The sequence below is a fragment of the Citrobacter sp. R56 genome (assembly GCF_016811995.1).
GTDB classification, from domain to species: domain Bacteria; phylum Pseudomonadota; class Gammaproteobacteria; order Enterobacterales; family Enterobacteriaceae; genus Citrobacter_D; species Citrobacter_D enshiensis.
Genome location: NZ_CP069159.1, coordinates 3,604,989 through 3,625,726 on the forward strand (window position 1 = coordinate 3,604,989; position 20,738 = coordinate 3,625,726).

Annotated in this window: 18 protein-coding genes, 1 tRNA gene and 5 pseudogenes; 9 read left to right on the top strand and 15 right to left on the bottom strand. The window is 51.7% G+C overall.

Annotation, left to right across the window (positions count from 1 at the left end):
• Positions 1–294: 294 nt before the first annotated feature.
• Both pspE and JM656_RS17050 read left to right on the top strand, forming a co-directional pair.
• The gene (pspE, locus tag JM656_RS17045) at positions 295–618 is read left to right on the top strand and encodes a thiosulfate sulfurtransferase PspE (RefSeq protein WP_238929255.1); all 324 of its coding nucleotides are present in this window, start codon (positions 295–297) and stop codon (positions 616–618) included.
• Positions 619–967: 349 nt separating this feature from the next.
• Positions 968–2,500 (top strand): EAL domain-containing protein, encoded by a 1,533-nt coding sequence (locus JM656_RS17050; RefSeq protein ID WP_203358799.1) that lies wholly within the window; start codon positions 968–970, stop codon positions 2,498–2,500.
• 79 nt (positions 2,501–2,579) lie between these two features.
• Here the strand turns inward: JM656_RS17050 and JM656_RS17055 are convergent, their stop codons facing one another.
• Genes JM656_RS17055 through JM656_RS17065 form a run of 3 tightly spaced genes read right to left on the bottom strand, consistent with a single transcriptional unit; the run spans position 2,580 to position 4,398 of the window.
• Positions 2,580–3,359, bottom strand: a complete 780-nt coding sequence (locus JM656_RS17055) for an anti-sigma factor (protein WP_203358800.1) — start codon at positions 3,357–3,359, stop codon at positions 2,580–2,582.
• A complete protein-coding gene (locus tag JM656_RS17060; protein ID WP_203361316.1) occupies positions 3,356–3,886 on the bottom strand; it encodes a sigma-70 family RNA polymerase sigma factor in 531 nt (176 codons plus the stop codon). The genes JM656_RS17055 and JM656_RS17060 overlap by 4 nt, the downstream gene beginning before the upstream one ends.
• Positions 3,887–3,888: 2 nt before the next feature.
• Positions 3,889–4,398 (bottom strand): tetratricopeptide repeat protein, encoded by a 510-nt coding sequence (locus JM656_RS17065; protein ID WP_370552337.1) that lies wholly within the window; start codon positions 4,396–4,398, stop codon positions 3,889–3,891.
• Between the two features lie 318 nt (positions 4,399–4,716).
• On the opposite strand from JM656_RS17065, the gene JM656_RS17070 reads away from it, so the two are divergent.
• Entirely contained in the window at positions 4,717–4,977 is a 261-nt protein-coding gene (locus JM656_RS17070) for a DUF4225 domain-containing protein (protein WP_238929256.1), read from the top strand.
• 2 nt (positions 4,978–4,979) lie between these two features.
• Positions 4,980–5,303, top strand: a complete 324-nt coding sequence (locus JM656_RS17075) for a hypothetical protein (protein ID WP_203358803.1) — start codon at positions 4,980–4,982, stop codon at positions 5,301–5,303.
• A gap of 76 nt (positions 5,304–5,379) precedes the next feature.
• Here JM656_RS17075 and JM656_RS17080 read toward each other — a convergent pair.
• From JM656_RS17080 to JM656_RS17115, 8 genes and pseudogenes are all read right to left on the bottom strand, one after another.
• Positions 5,380–5,508 (bottom strand): annotated as a pseudogene (locus JM656_RS17080) (IS3 family transposase); the annotation flags it as partial.
• 127 nt (positions 5,509–5,635) lie between these two features.
• Positions 5,636–6,229: a hypothetical protein gene (locus tag JM656_RS17085; RefSeq protein ID WP_203358804.1), complete on the bottom strand. Its 594-nt coding sequence runs from the start codon at positions 6,227–6,229 to the stop codon at positions 5,636–5,638.
• Entirely contained in the window at positions 6,229–6,405 is a 177-nt protein-coding gene (locus JM656_RS17090) for a hypothetical protein (RefSeq protein WP_203358805.1), read from the bottom strand. Before JM656_RS17090 ends, JM656_RS17085 begins: the two co-directional genes overlap by 1 nt.
• 546 nt (positions 6,406–6,951) lie before the next feature.
• The gene (locus JM656_RS17100; protein WP_203358806.1) at positions 6,952–7,434 is read right to left on the bottom strand and encodes a glutathione peroxidase; all 483 of its coding nucleotides are present in this window, start codon (positions 7,432–7,434) and stop codon (positions 6,952–6,954) included.
• 708 nt (positions 7,435–8,142) lie between these two features.
• Complete coding sequence (locus tag JM656_RS17105; protein ID WP_203358807.1) at positions 8,143–8,859, bottom strand: YebC/PmpR family DNA-binding transcriptional regulator; 717 nt, start codon at positions 8,857–8,859, stop codon at positions 8,143–8,145.
• Positions 8,860–9,336: 477 nt separating this feature from the next.
• Positions 9,337–9,677, bottom strand: a pseudogene (locus tag JM656_RS22355) (STM2901 family protein); the annotation flags it as partial.
• Between the two features lie 683 nt (positions 9,678–10,360).
• Positions 10,361–10,900: pseudogene (locus JM656_RS17110) on the bottom strand (IS3 family transposase); the annotation flags it as partial.
• A pseudogene (locus tag JM656_RS17115) lies at positions 10,828–11,616 on the bottom strand (carbon starvation induced protein CsiD); the annotation flags it as partial. The pseudogenes JM656_RS17115 and JM656_RS17110, both read right to left, overlap by 73 nt.
• A gap of 403 nt (positions 11,617–12,019) precedes the next feature.
• Here JM656_RS17115 and JM656_RS17120 point away from each other — a divergent pair.
• Positions 12,020–13,501 (top strand): APC family permease, encoded by a 1,482-nt coding sequence (locus tag JM656_RS17120; RefSeq protein ID WP_203358809.1) that lies wholly within the window; start codon positions 12,020–12,022, stop codon positions 13,499–13,501.
• Positions 13,502–13,541: 40 nt separating this feature from the next.
• Complete coding sequence (patD, locus tag JM656_RS17125; protein ID WP_203358810.1) at positions 13,542–14,969, top strand: aminobutyraldehyde dehydrogenase; 1,428 nt, start codon at positions 13,542–13,544, stop codon at positions 14,967–14,969.
• A 24-nt stretch (positions 14,970–14,993) separates the two neighbouring features.
• Here patD and JM656_RS22360 read toward each other — a convergent pair.
• Positions 14,994–15,224 (bottom strand): annotated as a pseudogene (locus JM656_RS22360) (5-methylcytosine-specific restriction endonuclease system specificity protein McrC); the annotation flags it as partial.
• Here JM656_RS22360 and JM656_RS17130 point away from each other — a divergent pair.
• The 3 genes from JM656_RS17130 to JM656_RS17140 all read left to right on the top strand — a co-directional run bounded on the left by JM656_RS17130 (position 15,129) and on the right by JM656_RS17140 (position 17,614).
• Complete coding sequence (locus JM656_RS17130) at positions 15,129–15,356, top strand: hypothetical protein (protein WP_203358811.1); 228 nt, start codon at positions 15,129–15,131, stop codon at positions 15,354–15,356. The pseudogene JM656_RS22360 and the gene JM656_RS17130 sit on opposite strands and share 96 nt — an antisense overlap.
• A 481-nt stretch (positions 15,357–15,837) precedes the next feature.
• Complete coding sequence (locus JM656_RS17135) at positions 15,838–16,368, top strand: TetR/AcrR family transcriptional regulator (RefSeq protein WP_238929164.1); 531 nt, start codon at positions 15,838–15,840, stop codon at positions 16,366–16,368.
• Between the two features lie 82 nt (positions 16,369–16,450).
• Complete coding sequence (locus tag JM656_RS17140) at positions 16,451–17,614, top strand: MFS transporter (protein WP_203358813.1); 1,164 nt, start codon at positions 16,451–16,453, stop codon at positions 17,612–17,614.
• 285 nt (positions 17,615–17,899) lie between these two features.
• On the opposite strand, the gene JM656_RS17145 is transcribed toward JM656_RS17140, so the two are convergent.
• From JM656_RS17145 to proB, 3 genes are all read right to left on the bottom strand, one after another.
• Positions 17,900–17,975, bottom strand: a tRNA-Thr gene (locus JM656_RS17145).
• 114 nt (positions 17,976–18,089) lie between these two features.
• The gene (proA, locus tag JM656_RS17150) at positions 18,090–19,343 is read right to left on the bottom strand and encodes a glutamate-5-semialdehyde dehydrogenase (protein WP_203358814.1); all 1,254 of its coding nucleotides are present in this window, start codon (positions 19,341–19,343) and stop codon (positions 18,090–18,092) included.
• Positions 19,344–19,354: 11 nt separating this feature from the next.
• Complete coding sequence (gene proB, locus JM656_RS17155; RefSeq protein ID WP_203358815.1) at positions 19,355–20,458, bottom strand: glutamate 5-kinase; 1,104 nt, start codon at positions 20,456–20,458, stop codon at positions 19,355–19,357.
• Positions 20,459–20,738: the final 280 nt, after the last annotated feature.

Consider the following 20,738-nt stretch of genomic DNA (forward strand, 5'->3'; position numbering starts at 1 on the left):
GGGGTTGCATTGATGCAATCCCCCTTTTATACATAATGCCCTGACGGGCGGGAGTTCGGAGGGCACGAAAAGGCCTCGCGGGGTGGCGGAAAATATGTCTGCTGTCGTGGATCAATCCAGCCCAGAAAAGCGTTTAAAAACCCGCGTGTCTGCAATGTTTTTTCTCTTTTGTTCCTGTACTGTTTTCATCGTCAGAGTCTAGCCCGTTAATTGTCATGACATCACAATTGAATTTGATGGCAATATTTCACCAAAAAATAAAGGAAACCCATTAAAATGGTTCACCAAACCCGAATGATGAAAAAACTTCTCCTTGCCAGTAGCCTCCTGATAGCGTCTACCTCCGTGTTCGCGGCTGAGCACTGGATTGATGTTCGTGATGACAGTCAGTTTCAGGAAAACCATGTCAGTGGCGCCGTGAATATTCCCCTTTCCCAGATTGACCAACGCATCAGTGAAGTTACTCAGGATAAAAACGACACCCTGCATCTGTATTGCAATACGGGCAATAAGTCCGGTAAAGCCCTGGCCCTACTCAAAGATATGGGCTATACCAATGCCGTGAATGAAGGTGGTCTGAAGGAAGTTGAAAAAACGCAGACGATGGTCAAAAAGTAATGCCGAAAATTGGCTGAACATTCCCTATTCTGGTGGTTTTTGAAGTTTGTCGCTTCATAATGGCCACCACTCTACTCGCCTAAAACCCCACGTTAATTTGCCCTTTTCATGCATTAAACGCCGCCTGTCCCCGGCCCCTTATCGCTGAATTTAAGCAAGAGATGACTCGTCAGGTTATTTCGTTTCTGAGCCACGAAGCGTTTCACAGACAGTCTGTACTCGTGGCTGCGACCTTACCACTGAATAGTCACACTAATAATGTTTTTTAAACAATAACAGATTCGGTCACCCTCTTTTGATGGCAAGATGGTAAAACGATAAAGTTAACTTGCGGTACAGAGACAATGTTATGCCGTTTGGTCTGCTAAAGAAGCGTCGATTCAAATACCGACTGGTTCGCGCCATTCTGGTGGGGTTATTTTGTATCCTGTTAGGGTTAGTCAGCACCTTCTGGCAGACGGCATCAAATCTCAAGCGAACCACCACCCTGCGGATGACCCACGCCCGGCAACTGGTCGAAGGGACGCTGGACAGCGCCAAATATGCGGCTTTAGCTGTAAAAGATAATCTAGGCAAACCCTGTCTTGAGTCAGTGGAATTCCAGCTCAGGATGCAGGTGGCATACTCACAGGACGTGCGTAGCGTCAATCTGGCTCAGGGAAACAAAATTTACTGCTCATCGCTGCACGGTAACAATTTAGAAAATATCAACGTTGATAATTATACCAACGGGATGCTCTATCTGATGAGCGACACCCGGGTTAGAAAAGGCCAGCCGCTGATTATCTATCGGATGGTCCTCGGCAATGACAGTATTGTGGTCAGACTCTATGGCGATCACATTCTTTCCGAACTCAATGTGATGAGCATCAATTTGCCGCTGGGCCTGGCCGTCGGTCAGCAGCAGTGGCAGACATCTACGGTTCCTCAGTTCTCATCCAGCATGTCGGGATATCTGGAGCAGGCCTCGACCCGATATCCTTTCCGGATAGTGACCGTTATTTCCCCGGCGAATTATGTCCATTACTTCTGGATCTTCTCCCGGTTCACGCTTTTCGCCTGGCTGTTACTGGCCGTTATTGTGGGTTTTGGTGTATTTCGTTGGTCAGGTCGATATATCACGCCAGAACATGAATTGCGGCAGGCACTGGAACTCCAGGAGTTTATTCCCTATTTCCAGCCGGTGGTCTCCGGAGAGCATACGCACTGGATCGGCTGCGAGATTTTAATGCGCTGGTCACATCCTACACTCGGCATTATCCCACCGGACCGTTTCATCCCGTTGGCGGAAAGCTGTAACCTCATTATGCCGATGACCCAGATGTTGATGACCCAGGTGCGTAAACAGTTTGTGCCGCTGGTACATTTGCTGCCGAAGGATTTCCATTTCGCCTTTAATATCAGCGCCAGTCAATTAAAAGACTTCAATCTGGTGGAGGACTGCCGGGCCTTCATCCAGGCATTCAGTGACAACCCTGTTAAGCTGGTTCTGGAGCTCACCGAGCGGGAATTACTGGTCACGGATAGCGCAACGGAAAGACTGGTGGCAGAGCTGCACAAACTGGGAGTACTGATCGCCATTGATGATTTCGGCATGGGGAATTCCAGCCTGAAGTACCTGCAAAGCTTCAACGTGGATGTCCTTAAAATCGACAAAAGCTTTGTCAGCAATATTGGCATTGATTCGCACTCTGTTCATATCATCGACAATATCATCGATCTGGCCTCCCGATTACACCTGCAAACCGTGGCGGAAGGGGTAGAAAATGAAGTTCAGGCCGCTTATCTCAAAGCGCGTAACGTGACGTTTTTGCAGGGGTATTTATACGGCAAGCCCATCCCCATGGAGGATTTCGCCAGACAATTTTACGCGTCTGTTTAAGGCGTTCTGGTGAACACGGGGCGCGAAAACACAGCCCAGAAACAACTGATGACTCAAGGCTCTACCGCGTTTAAAGGCCTCATTGAGAAAGCGCAGCGTACAGTTGGCGCGCGCTTTTCTGTAGTTGTGACACCGGGTTGCGACCAATCAGGACAAACTGATATCCCCTTCTGTTCCACCAGGCAATATTCATGCTGTGGCGCTGCTCACTGCGAATCTCCGTCGAATTTCCGCCTTCCTGTGGCGAAATGCACAGCGCCATCGGGCCGTAATCGACGTGCACCCAGGCAATCTGGGCGATAGGCATCTTGTCGTAGCGCAGCATCCGCACCATTTTCAGCTCCGCGCCATGAAGTTCGAGCTGCTGCTCACGCAGTTGTAGCCCGACATCCTGAGCGGCGCGAGCAAGCCCGCGCTGCAAAACCGGCGCTGAACTGTCCATATCCAGCAACGTCTCAACACTGTAAAGCGCCATATATTGCGCCTCGAGATCGCGGATATGTTCGTTTTCGTTTCGTGCGCTGTTCAGCGGGCGCACCAGATAGCCAACCCCCGCCCCCATTACCAGAAAACTGATCGAGGCGGCCACCAGCGTGCGTCGACGGATACCTGACGCTGACGCAGGGATTTTATTCAGATGCCTCTCCAGGTTTTCCTGCATCCGCGCGAGCGGAGCTTCATCGAGCAAGGGGGCAAACGCGCGTTTAAAGTCCTGATTGCTTTTCATCAGTTCCGCGGTCCGTTCGGAAAGTTGCTCATCACTTCGCAACTGCGCCTCAAACGTACGCGCATCGTCCTGGCTCATCTCTCCGTCAAGCCACGCAACAATGGCATCGTCGTTATACGGAGGATATTTCATGGATGTCTCTCCCTTTTTGGAGGCTGCGCATCAGCGGATTTAGCCAGCGTTGCCCGTGCCGTCGCCAGTCTGCTCATTATCGTGCCAATCGGAACCGCTAACGTCTGGGCCGCCTCCCGATAGGTAAACCCCTCAACATAAACTAAAAATACCGTATTGCGCTGCGCTTCCGGCAGTGCATTTACCCGCTGCATGATGGCCTGGTAATGCAGGCAGGCGTCATCCTGCTCACGGTAATCCGGGGCAATTAAATCTTCGCTGGCGACAAACCCCTGCCCCATTCGCACATGCCGCGAGCGCAGCTCAGAGATCCAGATGGAATGCAGGATGGAGAACAGCCATCTGTCGATGCGCGTGCCAGACGTGTACTGCGCGCTCCTCTCGAGCGCGCGTACACAGGTGGACTGAACCAGTTCTTCAGCAAGATCCCGGTCGCGTGACAATACCAGTCCATAACGCCAAAGACGCGTCAGATGAGCGGCAAGCTGCTGGCGAACGTCGCTGGTGGTAATGATTTTGCCCTCAATGATCAGGATTCTGGATGACCGTCGATCGCGGCCTGAAGATCGCGATATTCCTCACAACTCTGCCCGCAAATCCCGGCAATGATCTTAAGCTGCTCTTTTGCCAGGTCCGGACGCCCCTTCACCATCCAGGCCTCGCCGAGATATTCCCTCGCTTTAGCATAGTTGGGTTCAAGCGCCAGCGAGCGCTGATAATAGCCAATGCCTTCATCCGTGCGGCCAAGTTTGCGCGTGGCGTAACCGCGATAGTTCCAGGCCTCAGCCGTATTGCTATTTTTGAGCGTATCCAGCAGGTTTAACGCCGCCTGATACTCGCCTTTTTTCGCCAGGTGATAAGCATAATTCGTTTTATCCTCGTCACTCAGGCTACCGGTTTTTTCAGGCACGCACTTCTTGCTGACACTGTCATAGACCTGCCCTGACGGGCAGTCAGGCGTTTTGCTATTGCTATCATTATTCCCCATAGCCAACACCTGTGGCGTTTGCAGGCAAATGAGCAGCAGGGGAAGAACCATAAAGGGGGCTGTACGACGAGGATAAGCGTTAGCGTTCATTTTCGACTCCTGGATGAGTGTGGCAGGTGAACAATGAGTAAACGCCTGAGCACCGCTTTCTATTCGTGGGAATGGCTTCTTTCTTTGCGCATTACATAACGCACCTGACATTCCCGGCAGGTGCGTTGGCTTTTTAGGGACATCCCATATTGTGCAGACACTTAGTTGATACGGTTTACTGGTATATCCGACGTCAATGCCGGGCAAAATAATCCGCACTATGATTTCATATACACCCTGTAACCTAATCACTTCACTTGTTGTATGTACAGTTCACCAATGATTCCCCATGGGCTTATTAATATTTACGAAAAAGGCTATTATCTTCTCTATCGTGAAGAGCGATCAGTAACCTTAAGAGATGCGCATCGCTATACGACAGCAAAGCTGGGTTATAGCTGTAATCAGGCTGGATTCGTATATGGTGTAATTGATATCTCATTATCAGCATTCAGAGCGGGCAGGACCGCAATGGCCTTGGATTTGACTCGCGGAAACGTTACGTGTTGGCAGATGTATCAGATAACTAAAGGGAATTGACGATGTCGCAAGAAATTGAATTATCACTATATCCACCAATTTGGCCTGCTGTTACCTATTTTATTGTTTCCATTACTGTATTCCTTCTTCTCTACCTGGGAAAACTCAAAGTAAACAAACTCCGCAGATACCCTCTTTTTATTGCCTACGCCTTGCTGGTGATAGCAATTGCAGCCGTACAGATTAACATCTTTGCTAACGGTTATGATTTTGTCAGCGTTTTTTTGCACATTGACTTTGATCCCTATCGATATGACTCGGTGTATTGGGGAGCATTATTCTTCTCCATGTTATACTTGCTGGCTATGCCACGAAATAAATATTAGCCATGTTGTTGTCTACTGAAGTATAAACTCGCATAGCGATCCTACCCGCGTAATAAAGACAACACACTGTATGTATTCAACTAAAACTGGCCATCGGTTTAGCGTTTTTCCAGTATCGATTTTCCGATTCGTTTGGTGGTAATCCGCCGTTATATTCGTGTGTCCTGAACGTACTGTAATCTCTTACGATATAGTCCGTGATCGCATGCCAGCCAGGTAGGCTCACCCCATCCTGGCTGTTTTCAGAATAAAAGATGCGATTAATAGTGAACAGATTGATCTATCGGATATTGGCTACTTAATTAAACCACTTAACCGACATTTTAGTTCCGTTACTCCTCACGCCTCTTCAGACGCATTTTTCGCGCCAGGGTGGTGAGGCGCTGGGTGCGGCAGTAGATAACAAACAGCACAAACCCCCGGCTATTGAATATTATTCGGCAACCAAGCAGAGCGAGGACGGCAATCGCCAGTGTCCACCCCCTCCCCCCTTCCGCCAGCAGGTGGTATAGCCCCTGCAACACCGTCAGCACCAACAAGATAATGAATAGTGTTAAAAACCCTGCCAGGCCGGCGGTAAAGCCGCGAGCCAGAAGCACGCTTGCAGTAATTAGCACGACGATCATCGCCAGCGACGGTGCAAAGAAGCTCAACGCATGTAGCGGTGGTGATAAATCTGTCAGATTGTGCAGAAAGGGCAGCAGGTTAAAGGCAAAAGCCACCAGGAACAGCGGGAACAACGTCGCTACCGGGAAGGCGTTCTGGTGGGGGAGTTCATCTGGTGAACGAGAAAAATAGCGCTCCAGTTCAGGCGTTGAATGCTTCAGCAGACTAGTGTCATGGCGCGCCACCGCACTTTCAATCTCCCGCCCATGCTGTAGGAGATCGTAAAAAATGCTGCCGGTTAACAGAGGCAGAAACCGCATCAGAACACCGCCAGTGATTGAATAGTGCCGATAATGTATTTACCGGTGCGAGGAATGTTACCAGGAAAAGCAATAACGCCGGGGATCATCGTAATTGATGATACCTGCCTGATAAAATTCTCGATTACAGTCCATTGCAGCTCCAACCGCGTTGAAATCAAAATCAGCTGCACCATAACCTGTCATTCGTGCAAAGTCACAGCCTGGTAAGTTTTCTCATGATTCATCCCTGGGAAGATCCATACAATATTCCTTATGATTGTAGGGTGGCGACGTTAACCGAGTTACCAAAGCCAAGACTAGCAGAGAACTGTGCGAACAGGTCCATTTTATGCACCAATTGGTGCTGAATATGGGGTTCTTAGCTGGAAAAATCTGGGAATCCGGCGAAGCCCCCCTGTAACGGCAAACTGGCGATTACGGTGATTCAGAATGGCAGTATGTTCATGACCATCGCATCATTGTGGAAAGGACAACATCCGTAGCACTGGCTGCTTCAGCAACAGCATCGTTTTGTTCGACAACCAATTAAGCGGATTCGCGTTTGAACTCCGGGCTGAAATTTCTTCTTTGCATTTGAGCAGTAGCGTTGTTCAGAGGTGAGTATATCGCCTCTGTTCAGGTGACCAAGTTCAGTGTGCCACTACAAATAGTCTGGTCGGGTTAAGCGGGATACTTACAGGAAGCTATCTAAAAGGGAATGGCTCGGATTACAGGAACTCTTAGATTTTAAGTGCAGCAAGGATTGCGTGTTCCATTTTCTCTGGGGTGGTGAACGGTGCAAAACGCTTGATCGGTTTGCCGTCGCGTCCGATCAGGAACTTAGTGAAGTTCCAGTTGATCCGTCCACCCAGCACGCCGGGCAATTCTTCTTTCAGATAACGAAACACCGGGTGCGTAGCGGCGCCGTTAACCTCCGCTTTCTCGAACATCGGGAAGCTCACACCGTAGTTGATGTGACAAGTCTGAGCGATTTCGTCGGCGCCTCCGGGTTCCTGCTTACCGAACTGGTTGCAGGGGAAACCAAGCACCACCAGCCCCTGGGCGGCATACTTCTTGTAGAGCGCTTCAAGGCCAGCGTATTGTGGCGTGAAGCTACAATGACTAGCGGTATTAACCACCAGAACCAGTTTACCCGCGTAGTCAGCCATAGAGATGAGCTGACCACGCAGGCTGGTGGCAGTCAGTTGATGAAAAGTAGTCATGTTGGAATCCTCAGAGCAGAACCAGTTCGATGACAACATTGTCACGAAGCGCGTTGTTGCAGGGGCACACGGCGTGGGCGATGCCGACGGTGGTGGTGTCCTGAATCGGGTAGAGGGTCTTCATGGCATCGTTCCTCTAGCTGTTTGTTCGCGCGATTAAATCGTGTGCGATACATCTTTGCAAAGTCGAATGAAAAGAACAACAAACAGACGATTTTTGACTTACTCCCCATTGATTAACACACCATGATGTTGGTCGTCTTCGTTTTTGGCACGAAACCAACCATAGCGCCATCATCGGACGGCTATGAGGGAGGAGCAGACATTTACTTTGATTTTCTACCGTAAATGCATTACGTTTTTCGCGCAGTTTTCATCCGTTATATCCTGCTTTCCAGATCTGACGACTGACCTTATTTCATCGCGCCTTGGCCCACAGGTCTCTCACTCCATCTTACACTCTTATATAAACTGGCTGTCACTGAAGTCATAATATAAGCCGTCGCATATAAAAATTGAATCGCGTTTTGAAAAGCTGAACTTGCAGGTGCTCCTTTGCCGTCTATCATCAGATAGTTAAGACCAGGAATTTCAATAGTGGTTTTTATCTATTTCTTATAATCAATATATCTGGCTAGATATATTTTCTTCATAACAAACCTATAAGTTAAAAAATCTGCCATAACGACAGATTTCTTTAATTTATAATTAGAGATTTGCAACGTTATGATATACTTTTTGAACATCATCGTCATCTTCAAGGGCATCAACAAGTCCTTCAAAGATTTCTAAATCTTCTGGTGAAAGTTCAATTTCTGATTGAGCAATCATTTCTAATTCTGTTGTTGAAAACTCAGTAATTCCAGCTGCTTTTAGAGCTGCAATTCCTTTGTGAAGGTCTGTAGGTTCAGTATAAATAATGATGTTTCCTTCTTCTTCGGTTACATCACGAACCTCAACTTCAGCATCAAGCAAAACTTCAAAAATATGGTCAGGGTCTGTTCCTTTAAATACAATCACTCCAGTATTGTCAAACATATAGCTGACAGCACCTGCCGCACCGATATTCCCGCCTTTTTTATTGAAAATTGAGCGGATATTAGCAATCGTACGGTTAACATTTGAAGTCAATGTTTCAGCGATAATCATTGAACCATTTGGTCCAAAGCCTTCATAACGGCCTGGCACGAACGTTTCATCTCCGCCACCTTTGGCTTTATCAATTGCTTTATCAATAACATGTTTTGGAACTTGTGCTTGTTTCGCACGTTCAATAACGAATTTTAAAGATGAGTTTGATTCTGGATCTGGTTCACCTTGTTTAGCAGCAGCATAGATTTCTACACCGAATTTTGCATAAACGTTAGACGTTGCACCGTCTTTAGCCGTTTTTTTAGCAACAATATTGGCCCATTTACGTCCCACTGGAATAGTCTCCTCAAAAATTTATTTAGATTACTGGCAGGTTAATAACCTGCATGTTTTTCTGTCACATTATATCATGATATGTAAATTCTCGTCTATGAGAAATAAAAACTCAAACTTTACGGGATGTTACTTTAAATTAATCAATAATTAACATTGTGGATAAATTATTTCCAAAATTTATTCTGGTTATTTTATTTTTTATTCTCAATATTGAGCCGCAGCAATAATACATAAGACAAGAGAAACAAAAGTGATAATCCAGGCAAAAACACCGACTATTAAAGTTGCTGCTGAACTGCTTACAGAGCACTACAGGCCATCGTGCGCAGCGCCTTACTGATGGTATTTTCGCTCATCGGCTTACGTGGATTATGGTCACCAGGAAACAGTTTTAGCTATAGGGCAGGATCGTCTACCGGGGCGGGGCCAGTCCATAAATGACTCTAAGGTGTCTGTTAAACCTGTGGCGATTCATGTTCCAATGTTAGCTACAGCCCTAATCCTGATTGTAGAAGGTGGATAACCACCAATAACGGAAGGTAGTTTGATACCGAAAGGGAACTGCGCTTTTTTGAAAACTTTTCGTGAGGCTTTAGACGCATAAGATGTCCCCTTCTCAGCACCGTTTGGTTTTGCCCTTGTAGGGAGAGTGTTACGCCCAGATACAACGGCAACTACAGCACCGAAATCAACAAGACCTAAACCAAGTTGATCTACAACATTTTCACAGAAGACCATGAAAAAAGTTCGGCGGCGGTGAGGTTTGAACGCCCCGCGTAGAAGTATGTTCCGTTTAGTTCCTCGACTGTGTCCACGTCTCAATCCTTATGACTCTGCATGTATTGCAATCATAACGGCTGATTTACATACAGTCGCTCCTAAAACATGGCGTTAGTCGCTCGCGTTATGCGACGTAGAACGAGGTCAGGCGGTTAAAGTGCCAGCAATGACCGGAAGCCAGCTTCATTTACTTATGATGTGGCTCAGCGTGTTAAAAAGCTAATCTGAGGAATAGTGTCGCCCCTTCCATAGAAATAGTGAATAACATGAGGCATAAAATAATTGTTGACGGCGTATTGGCAAAAGTCAGAAACGCGAGCGTGATGGGCGCTGCAGTCCCGGTGTTTCGCATACTTGTCAAAACACCTTCGACTGGCAGTGCTTACATATCACTGCCAGTTCCTTCTGCACGGCCTGTCAGATCACGTAGGCCGTGGTGACGTTTTCAACCCACAGAGGCGGATTAACGGGTTCATGTTCTTCAGCCCTTCAGCACTCAACCTTGAGGATCATCTCGGTTTAGTGATCTCGCCTCAATCCCCGTTGTCAGCGGGTTGCATCACCCTGCAGGCATGCCGCAGGTCACTGCCGCTCAGGTTCTCCACGGTCGCACCCGGTGGAATTGTTGGGCTTCTCGTCATGAGTTACCGTTTCAATATTCCAGACAGACTCGTGGTTCGTTTGAGCCTCCATGCTCGCCCTGAACTCCGGGCACACTGTAGGTTATGTCCGTTACCCAACATTCATCCGGAGCATCCGGATTGAACTGTCGCTGGAGCCTGTTGGGTGTAACTATACTGGCCTCACCTTTGCGTGCCCGTGGGCTCCGATACCCGACCTGAGCCTTTATCCCGACACGCTTCATCAGCCGCGAGACTCTGTTAACTCCGCACACCTGCCCGCTATCTCGCAGGTCGAGATGGATCTTGCGATAGCCATAAACGCAACCGGACTCCAGCCAGAACTGTTTGATTTGTCCTGTCAGCCTCAGATCTGCCTGATGCCGTAGTGAATGCGGCTGCTGCAGCCAGGTAAAACCCACTCGGATGAACATCCAGCCCCCGACAGAGCAGACGAACAGAACAGCAACAGGTGTTGTCACGGATAAAGGCGTACCTCTGTCAGACAGCTTTGCGAAGTACGCCGCGGCTTTTTTTAATATGTCCCGTTCGTCAGTAACCCGCTTCAGCTCCTTCTGGAGTCGGCGGATCTCGGCCTGCGAATCTGACTGTTCTTTGTTGGTGGAAGAGTCCGGCCCGCATAGCCGCGCTGACGCATCAGTTCGCGGCGCAGGTCCGGGTGTGGGGTGAAGCGATCGCGGCCGTGCAGCCAGAACAGATTATTAATCAGCAGGAATTTCCCCACTGGCACCGGAATGGAGAGGATGTTTTTGCTGCCTTCCAGCGCGTCAGACAGTTCGCTGAGCCAGGCGCCCTCGGCAAAATCTTTCGGCTGGGCGAACTGGTCGATATAGCGCATCACCGGCCGACCCTGCTGGTCGACGTCAAACACCGGGTGGAACACATCCGCGGTGACGTTTTTACTCGGCGGCGCGGTCAGCGGGTGGCTGAAGAACTGATCCAGCCCCTCCCAGTCGTCCAGGTGCAGCAGCAGGGAGTTACCGCCCTGCATGTTCTGCTCGTCGATTTTCATCATCAGCACGTAGTCGGTCAACTCCTCCACGAAGGTACCGTCGTTGTGCAGCTCCAGCACGCGATGGGGCTGGCGCAGGTAGCTATCTGAGTTATCGACGTTATCGATTCCCACCGCGTCGATCACTTCGTCACGGCTGAGCAGCGTGTTCAGCAGCAGCGGCTGGAGCTGGTTACCGCACATGTCATCGAGGATCTTCGCGATTTTGAAGCGCAGAAAGGATTTGTATTCCAGCGCCTGCACGGGCCACTGCTCTACCTCCCGCAGGAATTGCTGCGTGACCTCTGCACAGAACATGAGTTCCAGCAGACGCGGAGACTGCTACGGGATAACGCATCGTCAGGCTGTTTTACAGCAGTAAGTGCATTCATCAAAATCAATCCTCTCAGAAAGTCTTCAGGAGACAGGGCTGTGCATTTCGCCGCCATAAATTAAAAATATCTACATTTTTGAGAAATGGGCATATAGCGCTCAAATTGTTTGAATTTTGTGACGTAGGTGTAAAAAACGAGCGGGAAAAAGGAGCAAAAAACGCGGTTTTCTGTCGATGCAAAGGCGATATCGTGATAAGCATCACGGAAAAATCAGAAAAACAGTAACAAAAACGTGACATATCCTTACAAATTTTAACAAATCACGACAACGAGACTGTACGGCCTTCTGGCGCTCCTCTATACCTTGATCCGTGTTACCTGCGACACATCAACAACACAGAGAAAAACGTATGGAACAGACTTCTGGCAAGAAAAGTGAAACAATTCATAGCGATACAAAACCGCAATTTAACCGATCCATCGGACTCATCTCTAACTTTTCGCTCGGGTTCACCTACCTCTCGCCGCTAACGGCGGTCTATTCCCTGTTTGCGTTGGCGGTGACGCTGGCGGGGCCACCGGCAGTCTGGTGGATCCCGATCGTGGCCTGCGGGCAACTTCTTGTGGCGCTGGTGTTTGGTGAAGTGGCCTCGCAATACCCGATTACCGGGGGGCTTTACCCGTGGGCACGTCGCCTGTGGGGCAAAAAATACGCGTGGATCGCCGCCTGGATTTATCTGTGGGCGTTGGTCGTGACCATCACCTCGGTAGCAGAATATACCGCCACCTTCGTCGGCTCGTTGTTCGGTTATGCGATCTCAGCAGGCAACATGCTGATCACCTCGGTGGTGCTGTTGCTGCTGATGATGGCGGTGAACATGTCGGGCACCAAAAACCTCGCGCGGGTCGCCCGTATTGGCTTCTGGTGTGAAATCGTCAGCGTCATTGCGCTGGGGATTTATCTGCTGCTGTTCCACCGCGCGCAGCCCTTCTCGGTGCTGTTTGACTCCATGGGCGTGCTGGCGAAAGACGGCAGCTACCAGCCCGCGTTTATGGCGGCGGCGCTGATCGGCCTGTTCATGTTCTTCGGTTTTGAAGCCTGCGGCAACGTGGCGGAAGAGGTGAAAAACCCGAGCAAAAAAATCCCAATTGCGATGATCCTCAGCATCGTGTTTGGCGCCCTTTCGGCGATGGTATCGATCCTCGGCTACCTGCTGGCGTCGCCGAACCTGATGAACATCGTCAACGGCAAAATCACCGATCCGATCCCGGCGATTCTCAACGAAGCCCTCGGTGAAACCGGTGCCACGGTATTTATCATCATCGCGGTGATTGCCATGTTGTCGTGCATTCTGTCGCTGCAGGCCGCGTTAAGCCGCCTGATTTTCTCCTTCTCCCGCGACCAGATGCTACCGGGTAGCACCTGGATGTCGAAGCTGTCGAAAAACAGCGTACCGGACAACGCGATGATCGTCAGCTGTCTGCTGCCGGTGACCATCTGCGTGTGGGTCTATTTCCAGCCAGACAACCTCGCGCGCATCACCGCCTTTGCGGTTATCGGTATCTATATCTCCTTCCAGATGGTGGTACTGGCTGCCCTGCGCCAGCGCCTGAAAGGCTGGAAACCTGCCGGGGAGTGGAGCGTGGGCGGCTGGGGAATGCTGGTTAACGTGATGGCGCTGGCCTATGGCCTGTGCGGGATCTGGCTGCTGGCGCAACCTGCCGAGAGCAGCAGTTTTATCGACCGCTGGACGGTGCTGGTTGGGCTGGCGGTGGTGGTGGTGTCCGGGCTGATGTACATGGTGCTGGCGCGACCGTTCGGGCGTTCAAACGCACCGGAAGACGATGCCATTGAACATGCGAAACGACTGAACGCAGAACAATCTCTGTAACTAACTCAGAACATAACAACGATCACTGATGGAGTCGGCTATGCAACACAACTTATTGATAAATGGCGAACTGGTGGTGGGTGAAGGTGAACTGCAGCCCGTGTATAACCCGGCAACCGGCGAGGTGCTGGTGCAGATTGCCGAAGCCACGCCTGCCCAGGTCGATGCGGCGGTACAGGCTGCCGATCGCGCGTTCCAGCAGTGGGGGCAGACTACGCCAAAAGCGCGTGCCGAGTGCCTGCTGAAGCTGGCTGATGTGATTGAACAGAATGCCGAAACTTTTGCCAGAATTGAATCGCTGAACTGCGGCAAACCGCTGCACTGCGTGCTTAACGATGAAATCCCGGCCATCGCCGATGTGTTCCGCTTTTTCGCCGGTGCAACCCGTTGTCTGAACGGCCTGGCCGCCGGGGAGTACATGGAAGGTCACACCTCGATGATCCGCCGCGATCCGGTGGGGGTGGTGGCGTCGATCGCCCCGTGGAACTACCCGTTGATGATGGCGGCCTGGAAGCTGGGTCCGGCGCTGGCGGCGGGCAACTGCGTGGTGATCAAACCCTCGGAAATCACTCCACTTACGGCTCTGAAACTGGCCGAACTGGCGAAAGATATCTTCCCTGCCGGGGTGGTGAACGTGCTGTTTGGTCGCGGTAAAACCGTAGGTGACCCGCTGACGGGCCACGAAAAAGTGCGCATGGTATCGCTGACCGGCTCTATCGCCACGGGCGAGCACATTATTTCCCACACCGCGCCGTCGATTAAGCGCACCCATATGGAGCTGGGCGGTAAAGCGCCGGTGATCGTCTTTAACGATGCAGATATTGATGCAGTGGTGGAGGGGGTGCGCACCTTTGGCTTCTACAATGCCGGGCAGGACTGCACCGCCGCTTGCCGGATCTATGCCCAGAAAGAGGTTTATAACACCCTGGTAGAAAAACTGGGTGTCGCCGTGGCCAGCCTGAAAATGGGCGCCCCGGACGATGAAACCACCGAGCTTGGCCCGGTCAGTTCCGCCGCCCATCTGGCACGCGTCAGCGAGGCGGTGGAGCGCGCCAAAGCGCTGCCGCACATTCGGGTAGTGACCGGTGGTAACAAGGCTGGCGGCAAAGGCTACTATTACCAGCCAACTCTGCTGGCCGGGGCGAAACAGGGCGATGAAATTATCCAGCGCGAGGTGTTTGGCCCGGTGGTGAGTGTCACTGTGTTCGACGACGAAGAGCAGGTGCTGTCATGGGCCAACGATTCCCAGTACGGACTGGCATCATCGGTCTGGACCCAGGATGTGGGTCGTGCCCATCGTCTCAGCGCCCGCCTGCAGTACGGTTGCACTTGGGTAAATACCCACTTTATGCTGGTCAGCGAAATGCCGCACGGCGGGCAGAAGCTCTCCGGGTACGGTAAGGATATGTCGATGTATGGGCTGGAAGATTACACCGTGGTGCGTCATGTGATGATTAAGCACGGATAACAGTTATGTGGCTGCAATAGTAGATTATATTGCAGCCACTGCTTTATGAAGTGGCAAGCCATCAGCCGCGACTCCCGCGCAATCATGGGCTAATTCCAGTAATTGTCTTTTAATTGTTTTGGCATCTACCGCCATATCTACCATAGCAAAATGGATCTTATGTCCCTGAGTGACAACATACTCATTGGGCATATAACCAACGGCGGGATGAAGCAGAAGGCCAGCGGCATTGAGCGAAATTGGATCCGCCTTGCTGCCGACATTCAGGGCGATATGCGCCCAACCAACAAACTCCGGTGCGACGGTGCCGCGGCCAGAAACACCGCAAAACAGATGATGCCAATCAGCAGTACCACGCCGCGCGGGATGGCAAAGGCCGGGCCGTAATGGCCCACGGCAGCAGCCCTTTCAGGCCGAATGCCAGCATCAATACCATGCTGAGGGTGATGTAGTAGCACACTGAATTTGGCCTGACCTGCTCCCCGTTGAACTCACAGCACGTAGCAGACAGGCTCGGGGCCAGCCTTGTTGCGTGCAGTAATACCCTCTCAGGCAGATAAGCACCGGAAGATGCCACAGCCGTGGCCGAGAAGCGCAGCCAGCTAACGGTGATGCATCATACTCACCAGCGGGCTCTACGTGAAACAGGACGATGGCATGGGATTCAACCTTGTGCCGTAGCGGTGTGTCCTGGAAGATCGGGCGGCAGCGTGTGCAAACCGTTCTTTAGGTCAGTCAATATTTGACCGATCGTTAAAATATGGATATGTTTATGCCGAATAACAACTAACTGGCATTCAATTATTTCGACATTCTTATGAGCGGAAGACCTAGAAAATTCGACGACAGCGCAGTTATCAAGGCGGCAATGGACGTGTTTTGGTCGAACGGCTACGACGGTGCTTCCGCCGAGGAGCTGTGCGAACGAACGGGCCTGGGACGCGGCAGCCTCTACAATGCATTTGGCAACAAGCAGAAGCTCTATGAGATAGCCTTGCGCCGTTACCAGGAGCAAGGCCTTCAGGCGCAAGCGGACATCCTCAATGGTCCTGGTTCCGTCAAAGAGCGTTTGCTTGCTCTGATGCGCTGGGGCATCGAGGACGATTTGGGCCCAAACAGAGGTCGAGGCTGTATGGCCCTGTTTGCCGTGCTCGACCGTGCTGGCAAAGATCCGGTCGTTGCCGAGATCAGCCGTGTGTATGTGTTCAAGCTGGAGCAGGTGTTATGCCATCTATTTACAGTTGGACAGCGCAATGGCGAAGTGTCCTCAGAGTCCTCAGCATTGGAGTTATCGCGAGCCTTTCTAAGCAGCTATTACGGCCTGCGTGTGCTGGGCCAGTCCATGCCGGATCGCGAGTTTCTTGAAGATGTGATAAAGGGTACGCTGGCCAGGCTCTAAGCAGGCGGCGAATACTCACAAAGGCCTTTTGGCCTTTTATTTTAACCAATATTGGAATGAACGTTAAAAAATGGAGTTCTGCATGCCACTAGTCATCTACATCCTTGGATTGACGATTTTTTCGTTGACCACCTCCGAGTTCATGGTCGCTGGCATGATGCCGTCGCTGACCATTGCCTTTGATGTATCGGTTACTCAGGTTGGTTACCTGATTTCCGTGTATGCGCTTGGCATGGTGGTGGGTGGCCCACTGCTGACGGCTGGCCTGCTGCGGCTACGCATGCCGAACAAGACGGCCTTGTTGTTGTTGCTGGGTCTGTATACGGTGGTGCAATCGGTCGCTGCCGTGACCGACAGCTATGCCGTCATGACCGTGGCACGTTTCTTCACTGGTGTGACTGCATCGGCCTGCTTTGGCGCTGCGCTGTCCATCTGCGCCGATACTGTGGCTGAAGATATGCGCGGACGGGCAGCGTCCATCGTACTGGGCGGTTTGATGCTGGCGGCAGCGCTGGGTGTGCCTGTGGCCACATTGATTGACCAACACATGGGCTGGCGTGCCAGCTTCTGGCTAGTGGCAATCCTGACCGTGGTGTGCGCGCTGGTCATCGGGGTGCGGGTCCCACGCTCCCCATCATCGACCGCCATCAGCCTGGGGGCTGAGTTGCGCGAGTTCAGGAGTTGGAACCTGTGGGCTGCCTATTCTACCAGTGCGCTGATTGTCGGCTCCACCTTTGCAGCCTTCAGCTATTTCACCCCCATCCTGACCGAAGTGTCCGGTTTCTCTGCCGCGATGATCCCCTGGCTGCTTGGTAGCTACGGTGTTGCTAACATCGTGGGCAATGCTGTAGTCGGACGCTATGCGGACAAGCACACATTTCCTGTCATGGCCTGGGGTTTGTCACTTTTAACGGCTGCGCTGGTGGTCTTTGCGCTGTTGGCGCATATCCCCATTGTCAGTGTTGCCATGGCGCTGGCGGTCGGTTTGGTCGGTGTTACGATGAACCCTGCAATGGTGGCTCGCGTGATGAGGGCGGCCCAGGCTGGGCCGATGGTCAATACCGTGCATAACTCGGTGATCAATATCGGTTTGGGAATGGGCGCATGGCTTGGAGGGCTGGGAATCGACGCTGGATATGGATTGAGATCACCGCTGTGGGTAGGAGTGCTGCTTGCAGTACTGGGATTGCTCAGTCTTGTACCGTATATGCACAAGAAGCGTCGGTTTCATCCTCGTCAGGTATGAGTAGAGCGAGGTCGTCTACAGTCTTTGTTCCACAGTGACGTGTTTATGCCCAAATCTCCTGCAATGTGGGAGATTGGGGTATGGTTGTCCCTCAAGAGAGCGTGCAAGCTACGTCCGCAGTTGGCACTCAACGGATATATTAACTTTGGTGGCTGGTGGCTGGTGGCTGGTGGCTGGTGGCTGGTCAGGACTACTGGCATACATTGCGGATGCTTACACAGTGCTTACATGACTGGCTGGTATTCAGAGGAGAGTGGAATTTTAAGGGCTAACTGCTTGATATCATGGTGCCGATAAGAGGAGTCGAACCTCCGACCTTCGCATTACGAATGCGCTGCTCTACCAACTGAGCTATATCGGCCCTGATGAGGACATGTCCACAAGTGCGAACACGGGGTAGAAGGTTAAAACTAACCGGGCGATGCGTCAATGGCCTTGCGAATCAAACGCCTATTTTTGCATCACCCGGTGTCAATTATGCACGAATAGTGTCGTCACCAATGCCAATCCACTTGTAAGTGGTCAGTGCTTCCAGTCCCATCGGACCGCGTGCGTGCAATTTTTGCGTGCTCACGGCCACTTCTGCACCGAGACCAAACTGGCCGCCATCGGTAAAGCGTGTCGAGGCGTTAACGTACACCGCAGATGAATCCACCTCGTTTACGAAACGATCGGCGTTGCGCAGCGTACGCGTCAAAATGGCGTCAGAGTGTTGAGTGCCATGCTCACGAATATGGGCAATAGCATCATCGAGGTCAGTCACGATTTTGACATTCAGATCCAGCGACAAAAACTCGTCGTCGTACTCTTGCGCTTTCACCGCCACTACGTTCGCCGGTCCCGCTTTCAGCGTTGGCAGCGCCGCGTCGTCAGCGTGCAGCGTAACACCGCTCTCCGCCATCTGCTGGCTCAGTGCAGGCAGAAAACGCTCTGCGATATCCTGATGCACCAGCAGCGTTTCCACCGTGTTACAGGTGCTCGGGCGCTGGGTCTTAGCATTAACGATGATCTTCAGCGCCGGCGCAATCTCTGCGCTGTCGTCAACATAGATATGGCATACCCCAATCCCGCCCGTGATCACCGGGATCGTAGCGTGTTCGCGGCACAGTTTGTGCAGCCCAGCGCCGCCGCGCGGGATCAGCATGTCGATATATTTGTCCATGCGCAGCATTTCGTTCACCAGCGCACGATCCGGGCTGTCGATCGCCTGTACGGCGGCTTCTGGTAGACCGCAGGCTTTTAATGCCTGCTGGATCACGCTTACCGTCGCCGCGTTAGTGCGATACGTCTCTTTCCCGCCGCGCAGAATCGCAGCGTTGCCTGTTTTCAGGCACAGGGACGCAACATCAACGGTGACGTTAGGACGCGCTTCGTAAATGACGCCAATGACGCCCAGCGGCACGCGACGGCGTTCCAGGCGCAGGCCGCTATCCAGCAAACCACCGTCGATCACCTGTCCGACCGGATCGGCCAGATTACAAACCTGACGAACGTCATCGGCGATAGATTTCAGGCGTGCTGGCGTTAACGCCAGACGATCCAGCATCGCTTCGCTGAGACCATTTTCGCGCGCCTGGGCAACGTCCAGCGCATTCGCAATCAGGATGCTTTCAGTTTGCGCTTCCAGTTCATCGGCTATTTTTTCCAGCACGCGGTTTTTTTCACGGCTGGAAAGCAGCGCCAGCTTATACGACGCTGCTTTGGCAGCAATACCCATTTGTTCCAGCATACGTCGGCTCCTTAACGGGTGATCATGTCATCGCGATGGACGGCAACCGGACCATATTCATAGCCAAGAATAGCGTCAATCTGTTGAGAGTGGTGACCCGCAATACGGCGCAGCGCGTCGCTGTTATAGCGGCTAACGCCATGGGCGATATCACGCCCTTCCAGATTGCAGATGCGGATCACTTCACCACGCGAGAAGTTACCTGTCACGCTTTTAATACCTTTTGGCAATAACGAGCTACCGCGTTCCAGAATCGCCGAGGAGGCGCCTTCATCAACGGTAATTTCACCGGCGGGCGGCGCACCGAAGATCCAGCGCTTACGGTTCTCCAGTGGTGAAGCCTGCGCGTGGAAGCGTGTACCGACGGAAACACCTTCCATCACATCACCAATGACACCCGGTTTGCTGCCTGCGGCAATGATCGTGTCAATACCTGCGCGGCAGGCTACATCCGCCGCCTGTAGCTTCGTTCCCATACCGCCAGTCCCAAGGCCAGAAACGCTGTCCCCGGCAATCGAACGCAGCGCGTCATCAATACCGTAAACGTCTTTGATTAACTCGGCTTGCGGGTTGGTGCGCGGGTCGGCGGTGAACAGCCCCTGCTGATCGGTCAGCAGCAGCAGTTTATCGGCACCGGCCAGAATCGCCGCCAGCGCAGAAAGATTGTCATTGTCGCCGACTTTAATTTCAGCGGTCGCAACCGCATCGTTCTCATTAATGACAGGGACGATGTGGTTGTCCAACAACGCACGCAGCGTGTCACGGGCGTTAAGAAAACGCTCCCGATCTTCCATATCTGCACGCGTCAGCAGCATCTGCCCGACATGAATGCCATAAATAGAAAATAGCTGTTCCCAAAGCTGGATCAGACGACTCTGCCCTACCGCTGCCAGCAGCTGTTTAGACGCAATGGTCGCCGGGAGCTCTGGATAACCAAGATGCTCACGCCCGGCGGCAATCGCCCCCGAGGTAACGATAACAATACGATGCCCCGCGGCATGTAGCTGCGCACATTGGCGAACAAGTTCAACGATATGGGCACGGTTCAGGCGGCGCGATCCGCCTGTTAGCACACTGGTGCCAAGTTTTACCACCAGCGTCTGACTGTCACTCATGATTCTCTGCCGTTCAAAGTGGGAAAAATGATATCAAACGAACGTTTTAGCAGGACTGGCGGCGGTTGCCAATAACCAGCGTACAAAGCATGAGACTTTGTTGAGCAGGATCAGCAAGCGTAGCGGCAATTTTTGACGTTTTTATTACTGTAATAATAAATCACCCTTTTTTAAAAATAGTCTTAATTTGTCATAAAACCTTCACTGCCAAACGTTAAAAATCCTCCTGTTTTTTTAACGGGGATCGCACCCAGCAAATTTTAGTGCGTTATTTAAATCA